We start from the raw sequence: 18114 nt of genomic DNA, 5'->3' as shown, positions 1-18114 counted from the left end.
AATATTTATCGGTATTCTTGGTGATACACAGTTAGAGTTTTTGATTATTAAACCTCAATTTGGAGTATATTATGGCCTATGAGTTAGGGAAAAGATTAGTAATTGGTGTAGCTTCAAGTGCTATGTTTGATTTGTTAGAATCGGATACTGTTTTCAGAAAGCAGGGTGAGGAAGAGTATAGGAAGTATCAATTAGAAAATCTTGATAACCCGCTTAATAAAGGAGTGTCATTTTCATTTATTAAACGGTTACTTTCTTTAAATAACTTAAGCGAGAATCCTAAAACAGATCCTTTAGTGGAAGTAGTATTACTATCGCGTAATGATCCAGATACCGGATTACGTGTCATGAAATCGATTAAGCACCACGGCTTACCAATATCACGTGCTATTTTTATGCAAGGAAAATCTCCTTATGAATATATTCCAGCATTAAGTATATCCTTATTTTTATCCGGTAACTCTTCTGATATCAAAGAAGCAATAGGTATGGGATACCCTGCGGGCTGAGGGATCCCCACTTTATCCAGCGGCCTCTTTTTGATAATTAGAAATAAAGTTTTTTAAACTTTTTTCTATATAGCTTTGTGTAATACGTCTCTTACATAGCTTTATGACTTGCTTGGCTAAGGTTAAAAATGAAAGAACTCGGCGATTCTTAACACTATTTGCTTGAAATTTTATATGCCACTTTCTTTTTTCTGCTTCACACCCTATAAACCATAACGCAGTGCTCGCTATTGTGGCTATCAAGCATAATATTCCTATTCTATTTATGCCGGTGCTTTTACTAAAACGCCACGAAAAACCATATCTCAAACTTTTGTCATCGCGGAAATTTTGCTCTATTTGCATTCTTTTACTATATAAACCAACTACTCGCTTACTCGTCATTGTATTGTCTGATGTCGCGAGTAACCATGGCTCTTTCGCTAAGTTTTGATACATTTTTGTATCTTTCGTAAATCTGCTTTTTCCTTTTCTTCCTTTATTTTTTCCATGATATACGTGTAAAAATGCATCGCATGCTGTCGGGCTGGACTGAGTTAGTCGTGCTTGACCTAACGCCTTTGGTATATCGCTGGCACCAGCCCTAAGTTGTTTTAATGTATGCCATTGTGATTGCATGGCTAGTTTACACTTCATTGAGCCTCTTAATCGACCTATCATATGCCAACCAAGTTCGCGTACTTTACTATACCAAGGCGTAAGAAAGCCGCCGTCTGTTACAATATAGACACTAGGATGTCGTCCAAGCACTTCATAAAGTTCATCTAAAAACAGGCTGTTGGTTGCTGGGCTATCAAAATTCTTCTGCTCAACAATCATGTTATAAATCACGATAGAGCGCCCATCCACAAGTAAGCTTGCTCGCAGTAAGTGATAGTCGTGACCACAGGCACCGCTCCAGTCAACGGCAATTGCAAGCATTGGTAAAGAGTCGATAATAGGATGAGCTAATGCTTTATAGATAGCGACCCTTTCATTGTAGAGGTGAGTATTTTTTAAGAAGCGATCAACGCGTTTTATTTTATGTTTTACATCCACAGCGCCAGACAAATTTCTGCCGATTTCAGTTAAGGTAAGTTTATTGCCCGAAATTAATGCATTACTGCAGCTTAGTAATGTTTTTACTCTGGCATTATTGAATGGCGCTAATGCATGTTTAAAGTACTTATGGCAAACTGATGTGTCAGGCATAGCAGTTGTGACTTATGTGGGTTGTGGTGATTTACATAAGATCATAAATTGCTGTGCCTGTCACGTTTTGGGGATTCGTCAGCCCTGCGGGTCATGTTCTCGAATCAGCAATTGTAGATGATGACGATGATGATTTAAGAATAGCTTTCGATTTTGATGGTGTTCTAGCTGACGATGAATCTGAAACGGTAATGCATAATACAAATGATGTTAATCAGTTTCATGAACATGAAACTAAGAATGTGCTGCAGCCTCATAATCCAGGACCTTTGAAAGAATTTCTTGTAAAAATATCTGATATTCAAAAATTAGAAGAAAAAAGAAGAAATCTGATCCTGACTATAAAAATCGCCTGAGAGTTTCAATTGTAACTGCCCGTAATGCTCCATCACATGAGAGAGCTCTTAATACTCTGAAGGAATGGGGTGTAATGGCTAACGATGCATTTTTCCTCGGTGGTGTAGATAAAGGTTTAGTATTAGGAGTACTTAAGCCTCATATCTTTTTTGATGACCAGTCAGGGCATTTAAACTCTACAAGTACAGTTGCCCCTTCAGTTCATATACCTTTTGGTGTTAAAAATTTAAAGTTAGACTAATAGTTTAACTCCATCCAAACGCATTGAATTTGATGTCATATTTAATGCGTTTTAAAACAGCCGATAACGCAAAGCCCCCGTGTTTGTTGGTGGGGTATTTTTTCGTTGGGTTTCGCTGCGCTCAACCCAACCTACTTAATTATTTATTGGTGGGGGTAGCTTACTTTTTAGGAAGTAGGGTGATTTTGCCAAATACGTCGGCATCTATAAAACCACGGTTTCTGTCGCCATTTACTGGTTGTACTTCGTGTGAGCCCATAAAGTGCTCGCGCACGTCACTGCCATCGTTATCGCAATACGCTAGCATAAAGCCGATTACTTGCTTTTCGCTAAGTGTAATTGGGGTGTTATTAGCACTTTCTTTATAATCATTTGGGTAGAGTTTTATTGCTACTTCCCACGTAATGTTAAAAGGTGCGGTGGTATTGCGCTTCCAGTTACTCACTAGGTGGTCGGTATACAAATGGGCTTGTTTATCAGGTCCGTAATCGGCGGCTTGGTTATCAAGGCCAATGTGGTACGCCAAAGCGGTGTGATTAAATTGGTGATTACCACCGGATGCATCGCTATCAATAAAGACTTCAAGCGCATCGTCATCCCAATATTTATACGTTGGATCGGCGTGTGTATCTATTAAAACGTCATCCACAATATCGGCTTGTAGGTATAAATAGTTCTGATCCCACAATAAACGATAACGCCCTTTAAAGTCGGCATCGTTTGATGGCAGTGTGCCATCCATTAAATAAGGCATGTCGTGCCAAGTGGCTTTATTCCACGCATCTTCTGATACGCCATCAATAGTAATTGGGGTTGATGTATGCTCAACATCAATAGCCATTGCTGGCGTGCTTAATAAAAAGCTTAAGGCGAGTGCTAATTTTTTCATTAATTTCTCAATCTTATTATGTATTTTTATTGATGTAACACCATCTTAAAGTAGCTAAGTGATTAGTTACAGTGAAATACTTTCGCCTTCGTTTAAAATATACAGCGGTGTTTTAGCATCCATTTTCTTAACCATGTGTAATAGGCGCAGCAATGCAGAGTGACTGCTATGGTCGCCCATCTTCCAGCTTGAGTTACCGTATCCCCAAGGTATCATTACTTTGCAGTTAAGCTCTTGCGCTGCGGTTAACGCGTCTTCTGGGGTGGTGTGTACGTAACGATACCAGTTAGGATCGTCTTTACTGTAGTAAGAAGCGATTGGCATTAAGCACACATCGATATCACCATATTTTGTTTGTATATCTCTAAAGTGTTTTGAGTAGCCCGTATCGCCTGCAAAAAATAAGGTGCTGCCGTTTTGTTCGAGCAGCCAGCCATTCCACAGATCTTTATCGTTATCTTCGTAAATAAAAGGCACCAATACACGAGCGCTAAAATGATGAGCTGGCACGGCATTAATAACTAAATCGTTAATACTCGTTTTTGCATACCACGCCATTTCGCTAATATTAAATCCACCTGTTGGGAAGTTATCAGCCATTCCCAGTGGCGTTAAGTAGCGTGGTTTGTTACCTATTTCTTCTATATCGGCTTTGTTAAAGTGGTCATAATGAATATGGGAATACATTACCGCGTCAATATTTTCGAGTTCTTGCTTGTTTGGCCAAGCTCCTGGTTTACGATAAATACCACCTGCGAGTTTAAAGCCAAGTGCGACTGGCGAATCGAACTGCTCTTTTACAGGATCAAATACCACTTGCTGTCCGTTGGGTGTGCTGATCATAAACCCTGCATGGCCAAGCCAGCGAACAGTGTATCCGGTGCTTAATTTTGGAATTGCTTGCTCAGCAATATATTGGCAGTTTTCACTTTCTTCTTCGCATTGCAAATGAGTGTTGCTTGGATAGCAGTCATTTTCACAACTAATAGGGTACGTTTTTTTGCCTGGGTATAGATTATGGTAGCGCCCTTCGCGATCACCATCTTTATGTAGTGGTACTACAGTATCAGGCCCTGCGATTCTTTCTATGTGATTAGCAGTTCCGCAAGCGGTTAGTAAGCTAGAGATAGCCAAAAGAGTTAAGATACTTATTTTCATTGTAGTTTTTTATTTTAATTCTAATTTTATGAAAGTGTACCAAAAACGTTAGATTAATAAGTGGTTAAAAAGTAACAAAAAGTAAAAATAAGTAAGCCTGCGAAATTGCAGGCTTATTTTTGTTTGTTTGTAATATATTAGTTAGCCTGCGCTATTCATTTGTTCAATAAATTTGTTTGAATCGGCAATCGATTTGTTCATGTCATTCATTAATACTTGTATGTCGCGTTTAAGGTTAGTGAATTCGCCTTTAATAGCAGATACCGCTTGTGCGTTTAAGTTATGCTTTAAATATAAAACATTATCGTGAAGCGACGTTAATACTGGCTCCATTTTACTCTCTGCGCTGCGCATCGAGCGTAATAGCTGTTCAAATTGACGCTTAGTCGCGGTTAGCTTTTTGCTGCTTTCACGCTTAAGTGATGCGCTTTTGTATTGCTCTAGCTCATCGCTCCACTCATCAAAAAGTGCTTCTGCTACGTCTTCTACTTTATTGATGTTAGTTGATACTTCGTTTGCGGCTTTTAAGCTCGACTCGTAATCGTCGTTTAATTGATTGTAAGTGTCTTGTAGTTCGCCACCATTAAAATCGATTAGAGTAGTTAAGCGCTCTAGTGCCGATTTAAATTCTTCTTGAGACTCTTGCTGCGAGTCTTTGGTTTCTTCTACGCGATCGATAAGGATGTCGCGTTTGTGAATACCTACTTTTTCCATTGCAGAGTAATAAGCTGTTTGGCAACCTGACAAAGTAAGTGTTAGTACAAGCATTGAAACACTAAGTAATGTTTGTTTTTTCATCTGAATTCCTGTTTACGCGTGTTAGTGCTGTAAATTATGGCGCTGATTGTTATTATAATCAAAACCACATAAGCACAAGTCAATTGTATGAATGATAAGCTCTCCAATTACAAACAGCAAGTTAAGACCTTTATACGCCAGCAGCCAAGTTGGTGGATGCAGTATTTTAATCGCTGTATAGATGATCAAATAACGGTTAATGCCGGCTATTTAGCCTATGTTACGTTACTTTCTTTGATACCGCTTATTGCAGTGGGTGTTGCTATATTTTCGGCTTTTCCAGGTTTTGAATCCACTCGTATGGAGATTGAGAGCTTTTTGTTTACTAACTTTGTGCCTACTTCTACCGATGTTATTAGAGAGCACATTAGCTCTTTTGCCGGTAACGCAAACCAAATGACCGCAGTAGGTATTGGTTTTTTAGCTGCAATTGCATTGTTGCTAATACGTAATGTGGATGCCACGCTAAACCGCATTTGGCGAATAAAGAAAAAGCGCCCGATGATGATTTCCTTTGCAGTATATTGGATGGTTTTGAGCTTAGGGCCTATGTTACTTGGTGCCAGCATTGGTGTTACTTCTTATATTGTATCTTTGGTATCGTTTGCTGATCAGGGTATTCCTGGGTTTAGCGGGTTTTTGTTAAAGCTATTGCCGTATGGTATTTCGATGGTGGGCTTTATTATGCTCTACACCTTAGTGCCTAATACGCGCGTATCGTTTAAAGCGGCGATACCGGGAGCATTATTTGCGGCACTTTTGTTTGAGCTAACTAAAAAAGGGTTTGCACTTTATATTAGCCATTTTCCTTCATACGAAGTGATTTATGGTGCAGTGGCGACGATTCCTATTTTGTTTGTTTGGGTGTATTTATCGTGGGTTGTTGTTTTGCTTGGCGCTGAATTTACAGCATGTATTAGCCCAGATGAAATACCAGAAACACCAGAAATTGAGTTTGAAGATGACAAGCCAACAGTAAAGGACACAGTTTAAATGCAAGGGTTAATACAGCGCGTAAAGCATGCCAAGGTAGAAATTAATAATCAAGTTGTAGGCGAAATTAGCCAAGGTATCTTGTTGTTGCTGGGTGTTGAAAAACACGACGATAAACAAACGGCCGATAAGCTTTTACACAAAGCAAGTAATTATCGTATTTTTACTGACGAAAACGACAAAATGAACTTAAGCCTCAAAGATATTAAAGGTGAGTTGCTGGTGGTTTCGCAATTTACCTTAGCGGCTGATACTAAAAAGGGTATGCGCCCTAGTTTTTCATCTGCGGCAACGCCAAGCCAAGCTAATGAGCTTTACGAGTACTTTGTTGCTCAAGCTAAAGAGTTGGGGCTTACAATAGCCACCGGTGAGTTTGGTGCCGATATGCAAGTAAGCTTGTGTAACGATGGACCCGTTACGTTTAACTTATCTGTTTAAGTTTTTTGGTTACCACGACAATATGATTCACGTAGCCCGTAATTTTTTGCGGGCTGACTGTACAGCCAAACACATCGAGTAATAGCTGCTTGAGTTGCTTTAATTGCGACTCATGTTGCGATAAAAAATTAATAAATAGCACACCGTTGTTATTTAAAGCCAAGTAGATTTTTTTATAAAATGCCTTTTCAAATAAAAATCGAGGTGCGTCTATTTGGCTAAATAAATCTAAGATAATCCAGTCAATATTTTGCGCACTTTTTAAAACCTGTTGTGCATCGGCGCATAGCAATTGATCATTTTTATTTGATGAAAAAATTGAGTGTAGCAATCAATAATATCAGCGTTTTTTTCAACGGATGTTATGTGTGCTTTGGGGTATTTGTGTTGTAAATAATTACGAATAGCACCGCCGCCAAGGCCAAGTTCTAGCACCTTTTTTGGCGCGCTAAGAGCTTGCCAGTGCTTACCTAAGCACAATAAATGTGGAAAAAGTAATAAACTCGGGTCATTTAAATCAATAACAGATTGGAGTGTGTCGTTAATGAGTAACCAGCGCAACTGCTCATGACCACGTATCTGAATGTGATCGCCACTGCATTTATGCCAATAGATTAACTGACCAATGCTGTGGCTATTCTCAATAAACTGATCGCTTAGCAAGCCCGTCAGCGAATTTATATAATTGATTTTTTCTATCATATTCTCAGCATAAACTAGCACCGTTAAATGGCAATGCCTTGTGTTATTAATTTTTAGATATTTTATGGCCATCACCAAAGTCGTATTTGCAGTTTTTTAAAGATGGAGTATGGTATTTACAATAAAAATACCAAGCGATTTAATTATTTGAGCTTTCTAGCTTGTAGATAATCAATATGATTAGTATAGCGCCGTAGCCTTTTTGATTTTTATTTACGGCTTATATAACAACAGGAGTATGTATGTTTCAGGTAAGCACCCCACAAAGTAGCGAAGATTGGCAAGCGTATTACCAATTGCGCTGGCAGATATTACGCGCGCCTTGGGGCGAGCCACGTGGCTCTGAGCAAGATGATATGGAGCAAGATTCTGAGCATAGGTTTATAAAAAATAAAGAAGGTGAAGTGCTAGGCGTAGCACGTTTGCACTTTAACAATCATGAACAGGCACAAGTGCGTTACATGGCCGTTGCTGAAGGGAATCGTAATCAACATATTGGTAGTCGTTTATTACATGAGCTTGAAAAAATAGCATGGACGCAAAATGCTGATGAACTGGTTTTATTTGCTCGCGAACGTGCGCTTGAGTTTTATAAACGCCACGGTTACGAACTAAAAGAAAAAGCACATTTAGCGTATGGCGATGTACAGCATTTTAAAATGGTAAAGCAAAAGCCGTGTGAGCCAGGTTGGTTTCGTCACCCTAATTGGACGCAAGTGCTGCAAAACACATGGCGTGAGTCTATTCCAATTAGTGACGCGATGGGCATTAAAGTAGAAAGCTACACCGATTGGCAATTTACAACCAGCGCCGACCTAGACGCTAACTTAAACCTACATAACACTATGTTTGCAGGATCTATTTATAGCTTGGCCACGCTAACAGGTTGGGGCGCTACGTACTTAGCACTTAAAGAAGCTGGGCTTGAAGGTAATATTGTATTAGCCGATGCTAACATTAAGTACTTAAAGCCGCTTACTACCGACCCACGAGGGTGTGTAGATTTGCAAGCCTGCAAAGGTAAGTTGAGCGATTTAGAAACCGAAGGTAAAGCAAGCCATGTTGTGCCTGTTACTATTTATGATGGTGATAATATAGTTGCGGAGTTTGAAGGGCAGTTTGTAGTAAAAAAATAACTGTTTAGTTGTTCAAAACATTAAAAAGCCAAGCAATGCTTGGCTTTTTAATGCGTAAAACTTAGGGAAGTATTACAGCAGATCGGTTAATAATATACCTACACCAATACGTTCTATATCGGCATTATAGTCAATTAAGCTTTCGCCATAACCATTGAAGTATTGTGCATAACCACGAACTCGGCCCCATAATGGAAATGACCAGTCAAGCTGAATAGCACCACGATTGTCTGAATTTAAGTTATTACGCGACATAAAGCTAAATTCATGATCGTTAAGACGGTATGCACCGCTAAATTCAAAATAGCCCATGTATTTGTATATGTCTGGATTATCGTCGCCTTTAGCTTCTAAAACGTTGTCTTTTTCGTCCTCGGCTATGCGATACCAAGGTTTAAAACTAAAAACAAACCCTTCATTTTCCCAAATGAAATCAGCGTAAATACGGTTCCATGAGCGTGAGTTGGGCTGGCTACGACCATTTGATTGATGTGAAATACCTAAAACAATTGCCATTTCATCGCCCCAAAGTACATTTTCTGGGTCGAGGTAGTTTATCCAAAAAACTTCAGGTTCGTAGTTCGTTTCACGAAATGGTGAGGAGATTTCTGAATTATATATTTGCCAATATGATTGCAGCGTAAAACCAAAAAATAATGCTTGGTCTTCATCTGAAAAATCATCGTACAAAGGTACTTTAATAGAAAGCTGGTACTTTGCCTCTAAGTTGTCGAGCGGTTCACCATCATTATCATCAGTTAATTCGTCGAAGCCATCGAAAGGACGATCATTGGGATGGGATACGTACGAAAGTGGTAAAATATAATTACGTTTATGTGGCGTAATAACATTACGATTTTTTTACCCACTTCTTCACGTGCTTGGCGTTTATCAAGCGCGGTAAGTTGTTTGTTTTCTTCAAGAGCCGAACATTTTTTACGAAGATCGTCTAGAGTTTGTTTACCGTCTCCACCAATAACTTCGTTTAAAATACACTGTTTTACAAGGTTTATTTCGTTGTCTTGCTCGTTTGTAGCAACCTCTTCTTGTGCTAAGGTAGCTGTACTTATTAAGGCAGAAAGTGTGATCCAGTGGCGCCAGCTCATTGTAGTTCCTTTGTGAGTTTAAGTTATTGTATGCGTTAATTTAATTATAACGTCTTTTTACATATGTAACGGTGAACTTTTACTGAATTTTTTCTTATACTTCGTATTATACGTATTTGAGATAAACACAGATCAAAAGAAAAGCGGCCTGGGCCGCTTTCTAATGCAAATTAACTACTTTAGTTAATTTATACCAATTTTATTAAAAACATGATCATTCTAGCGTATTAAATAACTCACTAACTACGTTAAAAATTATTTATATAGAACAACTATGTACCATAATTTTAGCCTTGTTATTAAGCTATTTCCTTATCGCTATAATAGATCACTAATTTAATGCAATTGGTATTACTCTCACGCAATGAGAAGGGTGAGCTAAAGCTCAAATATGTTAGTAAAAAACTTATAAAGTTCGGTACCTTGGTTAACACTCGCTGAGGCAAAGTGCAAAATAGCAATTGCATCGCAATCAAGAGTGAGTGTTTGCAGTGGCTGCTCGCTTAAGTAGCGCTCCATGCGTAAAATATGTGCAATAGGCTCACCGGCTTTAATGTGCCCGCCAAGTGGGGCTATGTATTCAACCATACCGCCAATAGGGGCGTAATAAGCAAAGTAGTCATCTAAATTACATGCATAGCGAGTGATGTTAGCTGGCGTATGCGGTGCGTTTTGTAATACGCCTTTGTGATTTAAGTAACTTAAAATGCTGTTTGCATCGTTTAGTGCTTCTTTTAAGTCTATTTTTTCTTGGCTGCCTAGCTCTACCGTAAATGCTTCTACAGATATTGATAATTCACGACCTTGCTCGCTAAGTGCATCACTTAAATGCCACCATGGGCAAAAGTTAGCTTCATCCATAGCACCGTCAAAATCACTGGGGATAAGCAGTACATGTTCAATATTAAAGTAACGTGCGCTGTCGGTTGCATAGATTGGGCAGTACAAATGCTTGCTGGAAATAGGACCAGTGTGTAAATCGAGTACTATATCAGCCTGATGAGCGAGTTTTTGTAAGTTAAGCGCAATGCGTTTACCGGTATTGAGTAAATAAGCAGGGCCGTTAAGTTTGCTGTCTACTTCGTCAATAAGCGCCTGTTTGAAGTTACTTTTTAATGTAGCGTTGTCATACTGAGTATGATTTTGCGCAAACTGTGTCACTAAATTTTTATTGTAATGATACATGCGATTCCAATTAGTGCCCGTAATCGGATCGAACCTGCCAAGGGTAAACTCGCCAGATTTTTGATTACAACCAATCGGATTTGCATAAGGTACAAGGGTAATATCGCCATTAAGATTAAGGTGTTTTAATTGCTCAAGCAGCTGAAAAATAACTGCGTTACCTTGCACTTCAGCGCCATGCATATTGGCCTGAATGTAAACACTAGGCCCTGTACCATCGCCTTTTAAACGATACACAGGAATTGTAAGCGGTAAGCCGTTTGCAACTTCCCCTACTACAATGTTCTCTTGGCTGATGTGTGTTGTATTACTCATGCTTATTACCTTAAATAGTGGCTGGCATTTTCGGCTTGGCGAACGCAGGTAAGTGTACCGTTTTGCAATGTGTACTCGCCAGCTAGCTCATGGCATAAAAAATACGGCATACTTTCGGTAAAGCCGTAAGCACCGCATTGGCTAAACACTAGCCAGTCGTGCTCATTTAAATCGCTTGGCAGGTTATGCTCACCTAGACAATCAAGCGCTGTACAAAGCGGGCCGTATAAAGTGACCGCTTGAGTTTTAGCACTGGATTCACGCAGTAATGCAGCAGGAAAATCTTGACTGGTAACAGCAGGGCGTAATAAGTGATTAATACCGCCGCTTAAAATTACTTGTTCTTGATTATAGTTTTGTTTGCGCTCTACTACTGGGTTTGCGTAATGACCGCATTCGCCCACGGCATAGCGACCAAGTTCCATCCATAATTCTTCTACACCCGCATCATTTTTAATTTTAGCGAGCGCAGCAATTAAGTCATCCCAATCAAGCGTTGCTTCATTTTGTGTATAAGGAATTCCTAAGCCGCCGCCTAAATCGAGAATTTTAAGGCTAATATTTAAATCGCTGGCAAGTTGGCTAAGTGGTGCAATCATTTGTGACCACAAGTCGCTTAGCTTTTGGGTGCTAAGCATGTTGCCCCACTGAAAAATATGCAGGCCGTCAAACTTAAGTGCAGGGTAGTCAGCTACATTGAGTGCTTGCCACTCATCACAACCCATACCAAACGGCGTAAGGCTATCGCCGCCCAGAGGGTTTTTTCACCTTCAGGCCAACGTAATTGCACACGCAGTAATACTTGTAACTGCGTGTTTTGTAATTGTGCTTGTTGGTTTAACCAACGTACTTGATTGAGGCTTTCTGCTACGAATATACGCACGCCGCGCTCAATAAAGTGTTTTATTTGTTTAGGGCTTTTTGCAGGCCCTGTGTTGAGCACGCGCTGTGAGCTAATACCTTGTGCGAGTACTTGCTCAAGCTCACCTTTACTTGCTACGTCAAAATTAAAGCCAGCGCTGTCTAAGCTTTGAATTATTTTAGACAGTGGATTTGCTTTTACCGCGTACCATAGTTTTACATCGGTTTGCGCCACTAAACGCGCAAGATGCGTGTTTAGTTGATCTAGGTCGTAAACAAAAAAAGGTGTATCAAGTTGTTGTGTAATAGTATTTACAGCGGTTTTGATAGGCGTGCTCAAAAAGCTCATTATCGTAAAACCTCTTCAAGCAATAACGATGCATCGCTTTTCTCGTCGCGGTATTTAACTATTAACGCACACGACATGCTTAAGCCTTGCTTGCTCGCCCATTCGTTTGACGCAGGGCGAGAGCCCGGTATTACAATCGCGTACTCTGGGATTGGCTCGCCTTTATCAAGTTGGCGCTCGTTTACGCAATCGTATACTGGAATAGTTGCTGATAAACGCACGCCAGGGGCAAGTACTGCGCCTTTTTTAATGACTACGCCTTCAACAATAATACAGCCTGCACCAATAAATGCGTCATCTTCAACCACTACTGGGCTTGCACCAATTGGCTCAAGTACACCACCAAGCTGAACTGCAGCACTTAAATGTACGTTTTTACCTACTTGTGCACACGAGCCAACTAATGCGTGGCTATCTACCATTGTGCCTTCGTCGATATATGCACCAATGTTTACATACGCTGGTGGCATAATAATCGTGCCTTTAGCCACATAAGCACCACGGCGAACACTTGAGCCACCCGGCACCATTCGCACGCCATCTTCAGTGCTAAACTCTTGCGGAGCTAAGTTATGTTTATCAACAAAACCACCTGCAAACTCAGTATTAGTGCCATTTTTAAAGGCTTCTAAAATACCTTTTTTTACTTCTATGTTAGCTTGCCATTGGCCGCTTTCGTTTTGTGATGCTGCGCGTACAGCGCCCGATTCTAAATTATTTAATAGTTCTAACCAGCTCATTATAAAAACCTGTATTTAATGCCAAGATAAAATGGTGTTGTTTGCAGTTGTGATGCAATCGGTTTGAGTTAACTCAAGATGTGTTAAAGGTGGACGAAGTTGCGGGCTGCTTAAGCGGCCTTGCAAATGCATCAGTACCTTTACGGGAATAGGGTTTGCGACAGCAAATAGGCTATTAATAGCGCTTGACCACTGGGCAAATAAATTAGGGTGTTGGCCACTTAAACTGCGTTTAACAAACTCGTGAGTTTGTGCGGGCCATGCATTTGCAGCTACCGACACTAAACCTTTTGCACCTGCTTGTGCAAAGTAAGGCATTAGCGCATCGTCGCCACTAAAAATAGCTAAATTAGGGGCCGCTTGGCGGTAAGCTTCAAACTGAGCAATACTGCCGCTCGCTTCTTTTAACGCCCATAAATTTTTATTGTTTTGTAAGTTTTGAATTGTTGCCGCTGGGATGCTAACAGCACTTCGTCCCGGTACGTTATAAAGCATACACGGGTGAGCGCTTGCATTAAGTAGGCTTTCAAACCAATGAGTTTGACCTATAGCGCCGGGCTTTGCATAAAGCGGTGAGCCAAGTAAAAAGCTATGAATTGGCAATGTATTACAGTAGTTAACCCACTCAATTTGTTGTTTTAAGTTACTACCGCCAACAGCTACCATGAGTGGTACTGCTGGTTTTAGCTGGCATACGTGTTCAACAATGGCTTGTTGCTCTTTTTGCGTTAGCGCCAAGCCTTCGCCTGTACTGCCAAGTAGTAAAATACCGTTATGCGCCGCTTCTTGATCCCTAACCAGTTTAGTTAACGTGTTGTAGTCAACATCGCCGTGTTGATCAAATGGCGTTACGAGCGCGGTCCACAATGAGTAGTCGTTTAAATTGAAGTTGTTGATCATCTCTCACGAACTTATAATTTGTACCAACTTTATTAAAAACGTGATCATTTTAGCGATAACTAATTTAATGCAATTGATATTATTCGAAGAGTTAAAAAGCTTTATGGAAGGAGCCGCATTAACGTCGTTCGAACTAATAATTCGAAGAGCGAATGGGCTTAAAATAATAGGGCGCACGGCCTTAATATTTAAGACCAGAAGCTCTCCACCAAACTAATAAGCTGCTTTTTATAAGCAGCTATTGGTGACAGTCGCTAGGGTTCAACCTAGTCGCCCGAAATAAACACCTCGCAAAAGTGGTTACTTCTCGGCGTTAATTCCCCTCACGTATGCTCACTGGAGTTTGCGCTCCTAACATACGCTACCTGAATAACGCACCTCTTCTAGCCCTTTGCACCTGTTTGTAGAGTAAAACTTACAAACCTGAGCAATTTAAATAGGGTAATTACGGCGATTAAAGCATTTTAGCCGTCTGGGTGTCAAGCGACTAAATGCATATTCATTCATCCATAATGGGAGTGGTTACGTATTGGGTGCTTTTCTCGTACACTAGCAATATAAGTAGTGAGGTATTTAATTAGTATGGAAAAATTTAGCGATATTTATAAGCGAGCTGTAGAGCGAAAAGGCTCCGAAAAAATGCTGAAGTTATTACTTGCAAAACCGTTATCTAAAAAACAACTAAGCACGTTAAGTGACGACGATTGGCTTGAAGAATTTACTCGAAAAGTATTTCAAAGCGGTTTTTATTGGTCAGTCATTAATAATAAGTGGCCGGGCTTTAGAGAGGTTTTTGGGATTTTAGCGTTGATAAGTTATTAATGATGCCACCCGATATGCTGGAACAAAAAGCTACTGATGAGCGTATTGTTCGTAACTATAAAAAAGTAAAAACAATTACCGAAAATGCTTACATGATCCACGAGATAGCAGGGGAACATGGCAGTTTTAGCCAGTTTATCGCTAATTGGCCAACAGACGATATTATTGGTTTATGGGCGTATTTAAAAAAGCATGGTTCGCGTTTAGGCGGAAATACTGGCCCTTATGCATTGCGAGCACTTGGTAAAGATACTTTTTTATTATCACGCGATGTAGAGAATTACTTACGTGCCCATAAAATTATAGACGGCGGCTTACAAACTAAAAAATCACTGAGTGCAGCCCAGGCCTTTTTTAACGAAATGCAAAAGCAAAGTGGCTTAAGTATGCAAGAGTTGAGCTTAATTGTTGCTTATGGCGTAGGTGACAACCGTGTTGGTATAAGTCAGCAACAATAGGAATTACCATGAAATTAGTGCCAAGATACACAGACATTGCGGAAAACTTCGCGATTGAAGATTTCCCTGCAAGTGTCGCCTCTCCTCAGTTATTGCTGTGGAACGAGAGCTTAGCAAAAGAGTTTAATATTAACGTTGCGGCTGATTTGCGTGCCAGCACTTTTAGCGGTAACGAAAAACAGGCAATTCCTGCAGTAGCACTTGGTTACTCTGGGCACCAATTTGGACATTTTTCACCACGTTTAGGCGATGGGCGAGCGCATTTACTGGGCGCTATTAATGATGATAAAAACCAGTTGTGGGATATTCAATTAAAAGGCTCTGGTGCTACTCCTTACTCAAGAGGAGGGGATGGGCGTTGTGCACTTGGTCCTGCTATTCGTGAATACGTAATGAGCGAGGCAATGCATGCGCTGGGAGTTAAAACCACACGCTGCTTAGCGGTTGTTGGTAGTGGCGAAACGGTTTACCGTAATCCGCCACAAGCAGGGGCTATCGTTACTCGCGTAGCAACGAGCCATATTCGTGTTGGTTCATTTCAATATTTAGCGACGCAAGGCGATGTTGAAGGGCTTAAAAATTTAGCCGATTTAGCTATAGAGCGACACTACCCAGAAATAACTGATACAGGTTCGCAGCGCTATTTAGCCTTTTTAGGCGCAGTGATTAAAAACCAAGTTAAGCTAATTGTGAGCTGGATGCGTGTTGGTTTTATTCACGGAGTAATGAATACAGATAATACGCTAGTAAGCGGAGAAACCATTGATTACGGCCCATGTGCCATGATGAACAGTTTTGATTTTGATACTGTATTTAGTTCTATTGATAAACAAGGCCGCTATGCATTTGGTAACCAGCCGAATATGGCTAACTGGAACTGTGCCCGTTTAGCTGAAAGTCTTATACCACTAATTCATGACGATGATGAGCAAGCTGTTTCGCTAATGACGCCACATATAAATAGCTTTGCTGAACAGTTTAATACTGAATTTACGGCTATGTGGGCAAAAAGTTGGGCTTAGTCGGTATTGATGAAAACGATACAAAGTTAGTTGCAGAATTGTTAACATTATTAAAAGTTCATGAACTCGATTACACCAATACCTTTGATGCATTAACCGAGTCGTTAAAACAGGAAGCGCTTATTCCTGAAGCATTAGCGCAATGGGCATATAAATGGCAAAGCCGGGTTGATGGAAATAGTTATACAGTAATGCGAAAAGCGAACCCTCGAGTAATACCACGCAATCACATCATTGAATCAATTATTACTGACTACAGCGAAATGGGGTCAAGTGCGCTATTAAGTGATTTTTTAAAAGTACTGAGCAATCCTTATAATGAAGTGAATAAGCTTGTCGATTTTCAGACGCCTCCTAAAAGTGATCATGGGTATCGTACTTTTTGCGGTACTTAACTATTAATTTTAGATGTAAGTTTATGATTATAAATATTCATTTTTCATTTTTAGAAGTGTTCATTGATTGAGCAAAATAAATTCTAGTGTTATCATCCATTTTATAAGGATAAGTAAGTTTTGCTGTGTATAAAAGTGCATTTAACTGAATTGTTCCTGTTTTTGTCGCAGGCTATCGATTTATAAAAAAACCACAACTATAAATTATTTGCAGAGTAGGTAATATTTTTAATTTCACCTACAATGGGTGGTTGGATGTCGTTATAGATCATTAAAAAATTTATAAACTTTATTATTCGTTAAGTATTGATTAACAAAGGTTCGGTTAGTCTGTATAAAACAGATTGAGCTAGTATTGATTAGCTACAATTTTTAATTGTTAAAATGGGAAGAAAACAATGAAATTAAAATCACTTACAATCGCAATTGCGTTAGCTGCAACTAGCGTATCTACATTTGCTGCAGATAAAGAAGAAGGTTTCTACATTGGCGCATTTGGTGACTACTATGACGCATCTTGGAAAAACATGCGTGCCCAAGCTGGTCTTGATGTAAATGAATCAACTGGTTGGGGTGTTGAAGCTGGTTACCGTTTCAGTGATTACTGGAGCGCACGCCTAGAATATGCAGACATGGATTTTAATGCTTTTGATAAAGTTGCTGGCAACCGCAACAGTATTGATGGCGAGCGTTACGGTATTGATGCTCTTTATCATTTAAATGGCGGTCCTTTCTACGGTCTTTTCGGTATTAAAGAAATGGACGTAGTAGATGACAACACATTCTTAAATGCAGGTGTTGGTTACCAACATTTCATTACAGATGGTTTGTTTGTAAATGCTGAAACAGCTGTATACCAAGGTCTTGACCGTGGTTACACAGATGTAGGCGCTAAAATTGGTATTAACTACTTATTTGGCCAAAACTCAGCACCAGTTGAGCCAGTAAAACCAGCTCCAGAAGTAGTTGAAGTTGCAGTTGCTCCTTCAGACAGCGACAATGATAATATTTTAGATGCTGACGATAGATGTCCAAACACGCCAATGACTGACGCAGTTGATGGCACAGGTTGTACTTTATATGAAGATAAAGAAGTAACTGTAAGCTTATTAGTGACTTTCCCTAATAATACATCAGCAGTATCTACTCAGTACTTAAATGATATCGAAAAAGTATCTGAGTTCTTAAAAGAGTACCCAGGTACAACAGTGCTTTTAGAAGGTCACACTTCAGCTGTAGGTAAAGCAACTTACAATAAATGGTTATCTAAAAAGCGTGCTGATGCTGTAGCTAAGCAACTTGTTGCTGATGGTATTGCTCAAGATCGCATTACTACAGTTGGTTTAGGTGAAGAGCGTCTTAAAAATGATGCAAACACTAAAGCTGCAAACGCAGAAAACCGTCGTGTAGAAGCGCATATCAAAACTATCAAAAACGTTAAAGTTTTACGTTAATTAAATAGTTTGTAATAGAAACCCAGCCAAGAGCTGGGTTTTTTTATGTCTGTAATAAATTAATATTGGTTAATGGTAATGATTATTACTTAATA

The 18114-nt window shown here is 39.8% G+C and carries 14 protein-coding genes, 5 pseudogenes and 1 riboswitch; of the genes and pseudogenes, 9 read left to right on the top strand and 10 right to left on the bottom strand.

Going from position 1 to position 18114, the window contains the following annotated elements; translation table 11 throughout:
• Positions 1–71: 71 nt before the first annotated feature.
• Positions 72–509, top strand: coding sequence for a 5'-nucleotidase (locus P4S65_RS03330; protein ID WP_337119576.1), 438 nt, complete (start codon positions 72–74; stop codon positions 507–509).
• Between the two features lie 12 nt (positions 510–521).
• On the opposite strand, the gene P4S65_RS03325 is transcribed toward P4S65_RS03330, so the two are convergent.
• Positions 522–1700 (bottom strand): IS4 family transposase, encoded by a 1179-nt coding sequence (locus tag P4S65_RS03325; protein WP_050484169.1) that lies wholly within the window; start codon positions 1698–1700, stop codon positions 522–524.
• A 53-nt stretch (positions 1701–1753) separates the two neighbouring features.
• Here P4S65_RS03325 and P4S65_RS03320 point away from each other — a divergent pair, with 53 nt between their 5' ends.
• Together P4S65_RS03320 and P4S65_RS03315 are read left to right on the top strand one after the other, a co-directional pair.
• Complete coding sequence (locus tag P4S65_RS03320; RefSeq protein WP_337119575.1) at positions 1754–2056, top strand: 5'-nucleotidase; 303 nt, start codon at positions 1754–1756, stop codon at positions 2054–2056.
• The gene (locus P4S65_RS03315) at positions 2008–2298 is read left to right on the top strand and encodes a 5'-nucleotidase (RefSeq protein ID WP_337120726.1); all 291 of its coding nucleotides are present in this window, start codon (positions 2008–2010) and stop codon (positions 2296–2298) included. Before P4S65_RS03320 ends, P4S65_RS03315 begins: the two co-directional genes overlap by 49 nt.
• Before the next feature lie 160 nt (positions 2299–2458).
• Here the strand turns inward: P4S65_RS03315 and P4S65_RS03310 are convergent, their stop codons facing one another.
• The 3 genes from P4S65_RS03310 to P4S65_RS03300 all read right to left on the bottom strand — a co-directional run bounded on the left by P4S65_RS03310 (position 2459) and on the right by P4S65_RS03300 (position 5143).
• Positions 2459–3187 carry a CBM9 family sugar-binding protein gene (locus tag P4S65_RS03310; RefSeq protein WP_337119574.1) on the bottom strand — a complete coding sequence of 243 codons (729 nt, stop codon included), beginning with the start codon at positions 3185–3187 and terminating at the stop codon, positions 2459–2461.
• 66 nt (positions 3188–3253) lie between these two features.
• Positions 3254–4345: an MBL fold metallo-hydrolase gene (locus tag P4S65_RS03305; RefSeq protein WP_337119573.1), complete on the bottom strand. Its 1092-nt coding sequence runs from the start codon at positions 4343–4345 to the stop codon at positions 3254–3256.
• 141 nt (positions 4346–4486) lie between these two features.
• Positions 4487–5143, bottom strand: coding sequence for a DUF2959 domain-containing protein (locus P4S65_RS03300; protein WP_007376214.1), 657 nt, complete (start codon positions 5141–5143; stop codon positions 4487–4489).
• 87 nt (positions 5144–5230) lie between these two features.
• Between P4S65_RS03300 and P4S65_RS03295 the strand changes: the two genes are divergently transcribed.
• Together P4S65_RS03295 and dtd are read left to right on the top strand one after the other, a co-directional pair.
• Complete coding sequence (locus tag P4S65_RS03295) at positions 5231–6136, top strand: virulence factor BrkB family protein (RefSeq protein WP_008133351.1); 906 nt, start codon at positions 5231–5233, stop codon at positions 6134–6136.
• Positions 6137–6574: a D-aminoacyl-tRNA deacylase gene (dtd, locus tag P4S65_RS03290; RefSeq protein ID WP_337119572.1), complete on the top strand. Its 438-nt coding sequence runs from the start codon at positions 6137–6139 to the stop codon at positions 6572–6574.
• Here dtd and P4S65_RS03285 read toward each other — a convergent pair.
• Positions 6558–7276, bottom strand: a pseudogene (locus P4S65_RS03285) (spermidine synthase). The gene dtd and the pseudogene P4S65_RS03285 overlap by 17 nt on opposite strands.
• A gap of 242 nt (positions 7277–7518) precedes the next feature.
• Here P4S65_RS03285 and P4S65_RS03280 point away from each other — a divergent pair.
• A complete protein-coding gene (locus P4S65_RS03280) occupies positions 7519–8412 on the top strand; it encodes a bifunctional GNAT family N-acetyltransferase/hotdog fold thioesterase (RefSeq protein WP_337119571.1) in 894 nt (297 codons plus the stop codon).
• Between the two features lie 72 nt (positions 8413–8484).
• On the opposite strand, the pseudogene P4S65_RS03275 reads toward P4S65_RS03280, so the two are convergent.
• From P4S65_RS03275 to dapA, 5 genes and pseudogenes are all read right to left on the bottom strand, one after another.
• Positions 8485–9518: pseudogene (locus P4S65_RS03275) on the bottom strand (phospholipase A).
• Between the two features lie 378 nt (positions 9519–9896).
• Positions 9897–11018: a succinylglutamate desuccinylase/aspartoacylase family protein gene (locus tag P4S65_RS03270; protein WP_337119570.1), complete on the bottom strand. Its 1122-nt coding sequence runs from the start codon at positions 11016–11018 to the stop codon at positions 9897–9899.
• Positions 11019–11023: 5 nt separating this feature from the next.
• Positions 11024–12228: pseudogene (locus P4S65_RS03265) on the bottom strand (PLP-dependent decarboxylase).
• Positions 12228–12968, bottom strand: coding sequence for a 2,3,4,5-tetrahydropyridine-2,6-dicarboxylate N-succinyltransferase (locus tag P4S65_RS03260; RefSeq protein ID WP_337119569.1), 741 nt, complete (start codon positions 12966–12968; stop codon positions 12228–12230). The pseudogene P4S65_RS03265 and the gene P4S65_RS03260 overlap by 1 nt, the downstream one beginning before the upstream one ends.
• Positions 12969–12983: 15 nt before the next feature.
• Complete coding sequence (gene dapA, locus P4S65_RS03255; protein WP_337119568.1) at positions 12984–13868, bottom strand: 4-hydroxy-tetrahydrodipicolinate synthase; 885 nt, start codon at positions 13866–13868, stop codon at positions 12984–12986.
• Between the two features lie 190 nt (positions 13869–14058).
• Positions 14059–14259: riboswitch (Lysine riboswitch) on the bottom strand.
• Between the two features lie 191 nt (positions 14260–14450).
• Here dapA and P4S65_RS03250 point away from each other — a divergent pair.
• From P4S65_RS03250 to P4S65_RS03240, 3 genes and pseudogenes are all read left to right on the top strand, one after another.
• Positions 14451–15148: pseudogene (locus P4S65_RS03250) on the top strand (DNA-3-methyladenine glycosylase I).
• A gap of 8 nt (positions 15149–15156) precedes the next feature.
• A pseudogene (locus tag P4S65_RS03245) lies at positions 15157–16565 on the top strand (protein adenylyltransferase SelO).
• Positions 16566–16963: 398 nt separating this feature from the next.
• Entirely contained in the window at positions 16964–18019 is a 1056-nt protein-coding gene (locus P4S65_RS03240; protein WP_007376227.1) for an OmpA family protein, read from the top strand.
• The last annotated feature ends 95 nt before the right edge of the window (positions 18020–18114 follow it).

This window comes from Pseudoalteromonas sp. B131b, from assembly GCF_037162545.1.
GTDB lineage: Bacteria > Pseudomonadota > Gammaproteobacteria > Enterobacterales > Alteromonadaceae > Pseudoalteromonas > Pseudoalteromonas fuliginea.
This window is presented reverse-complemented; position numbering and strand designations above follow the sequence as displayed.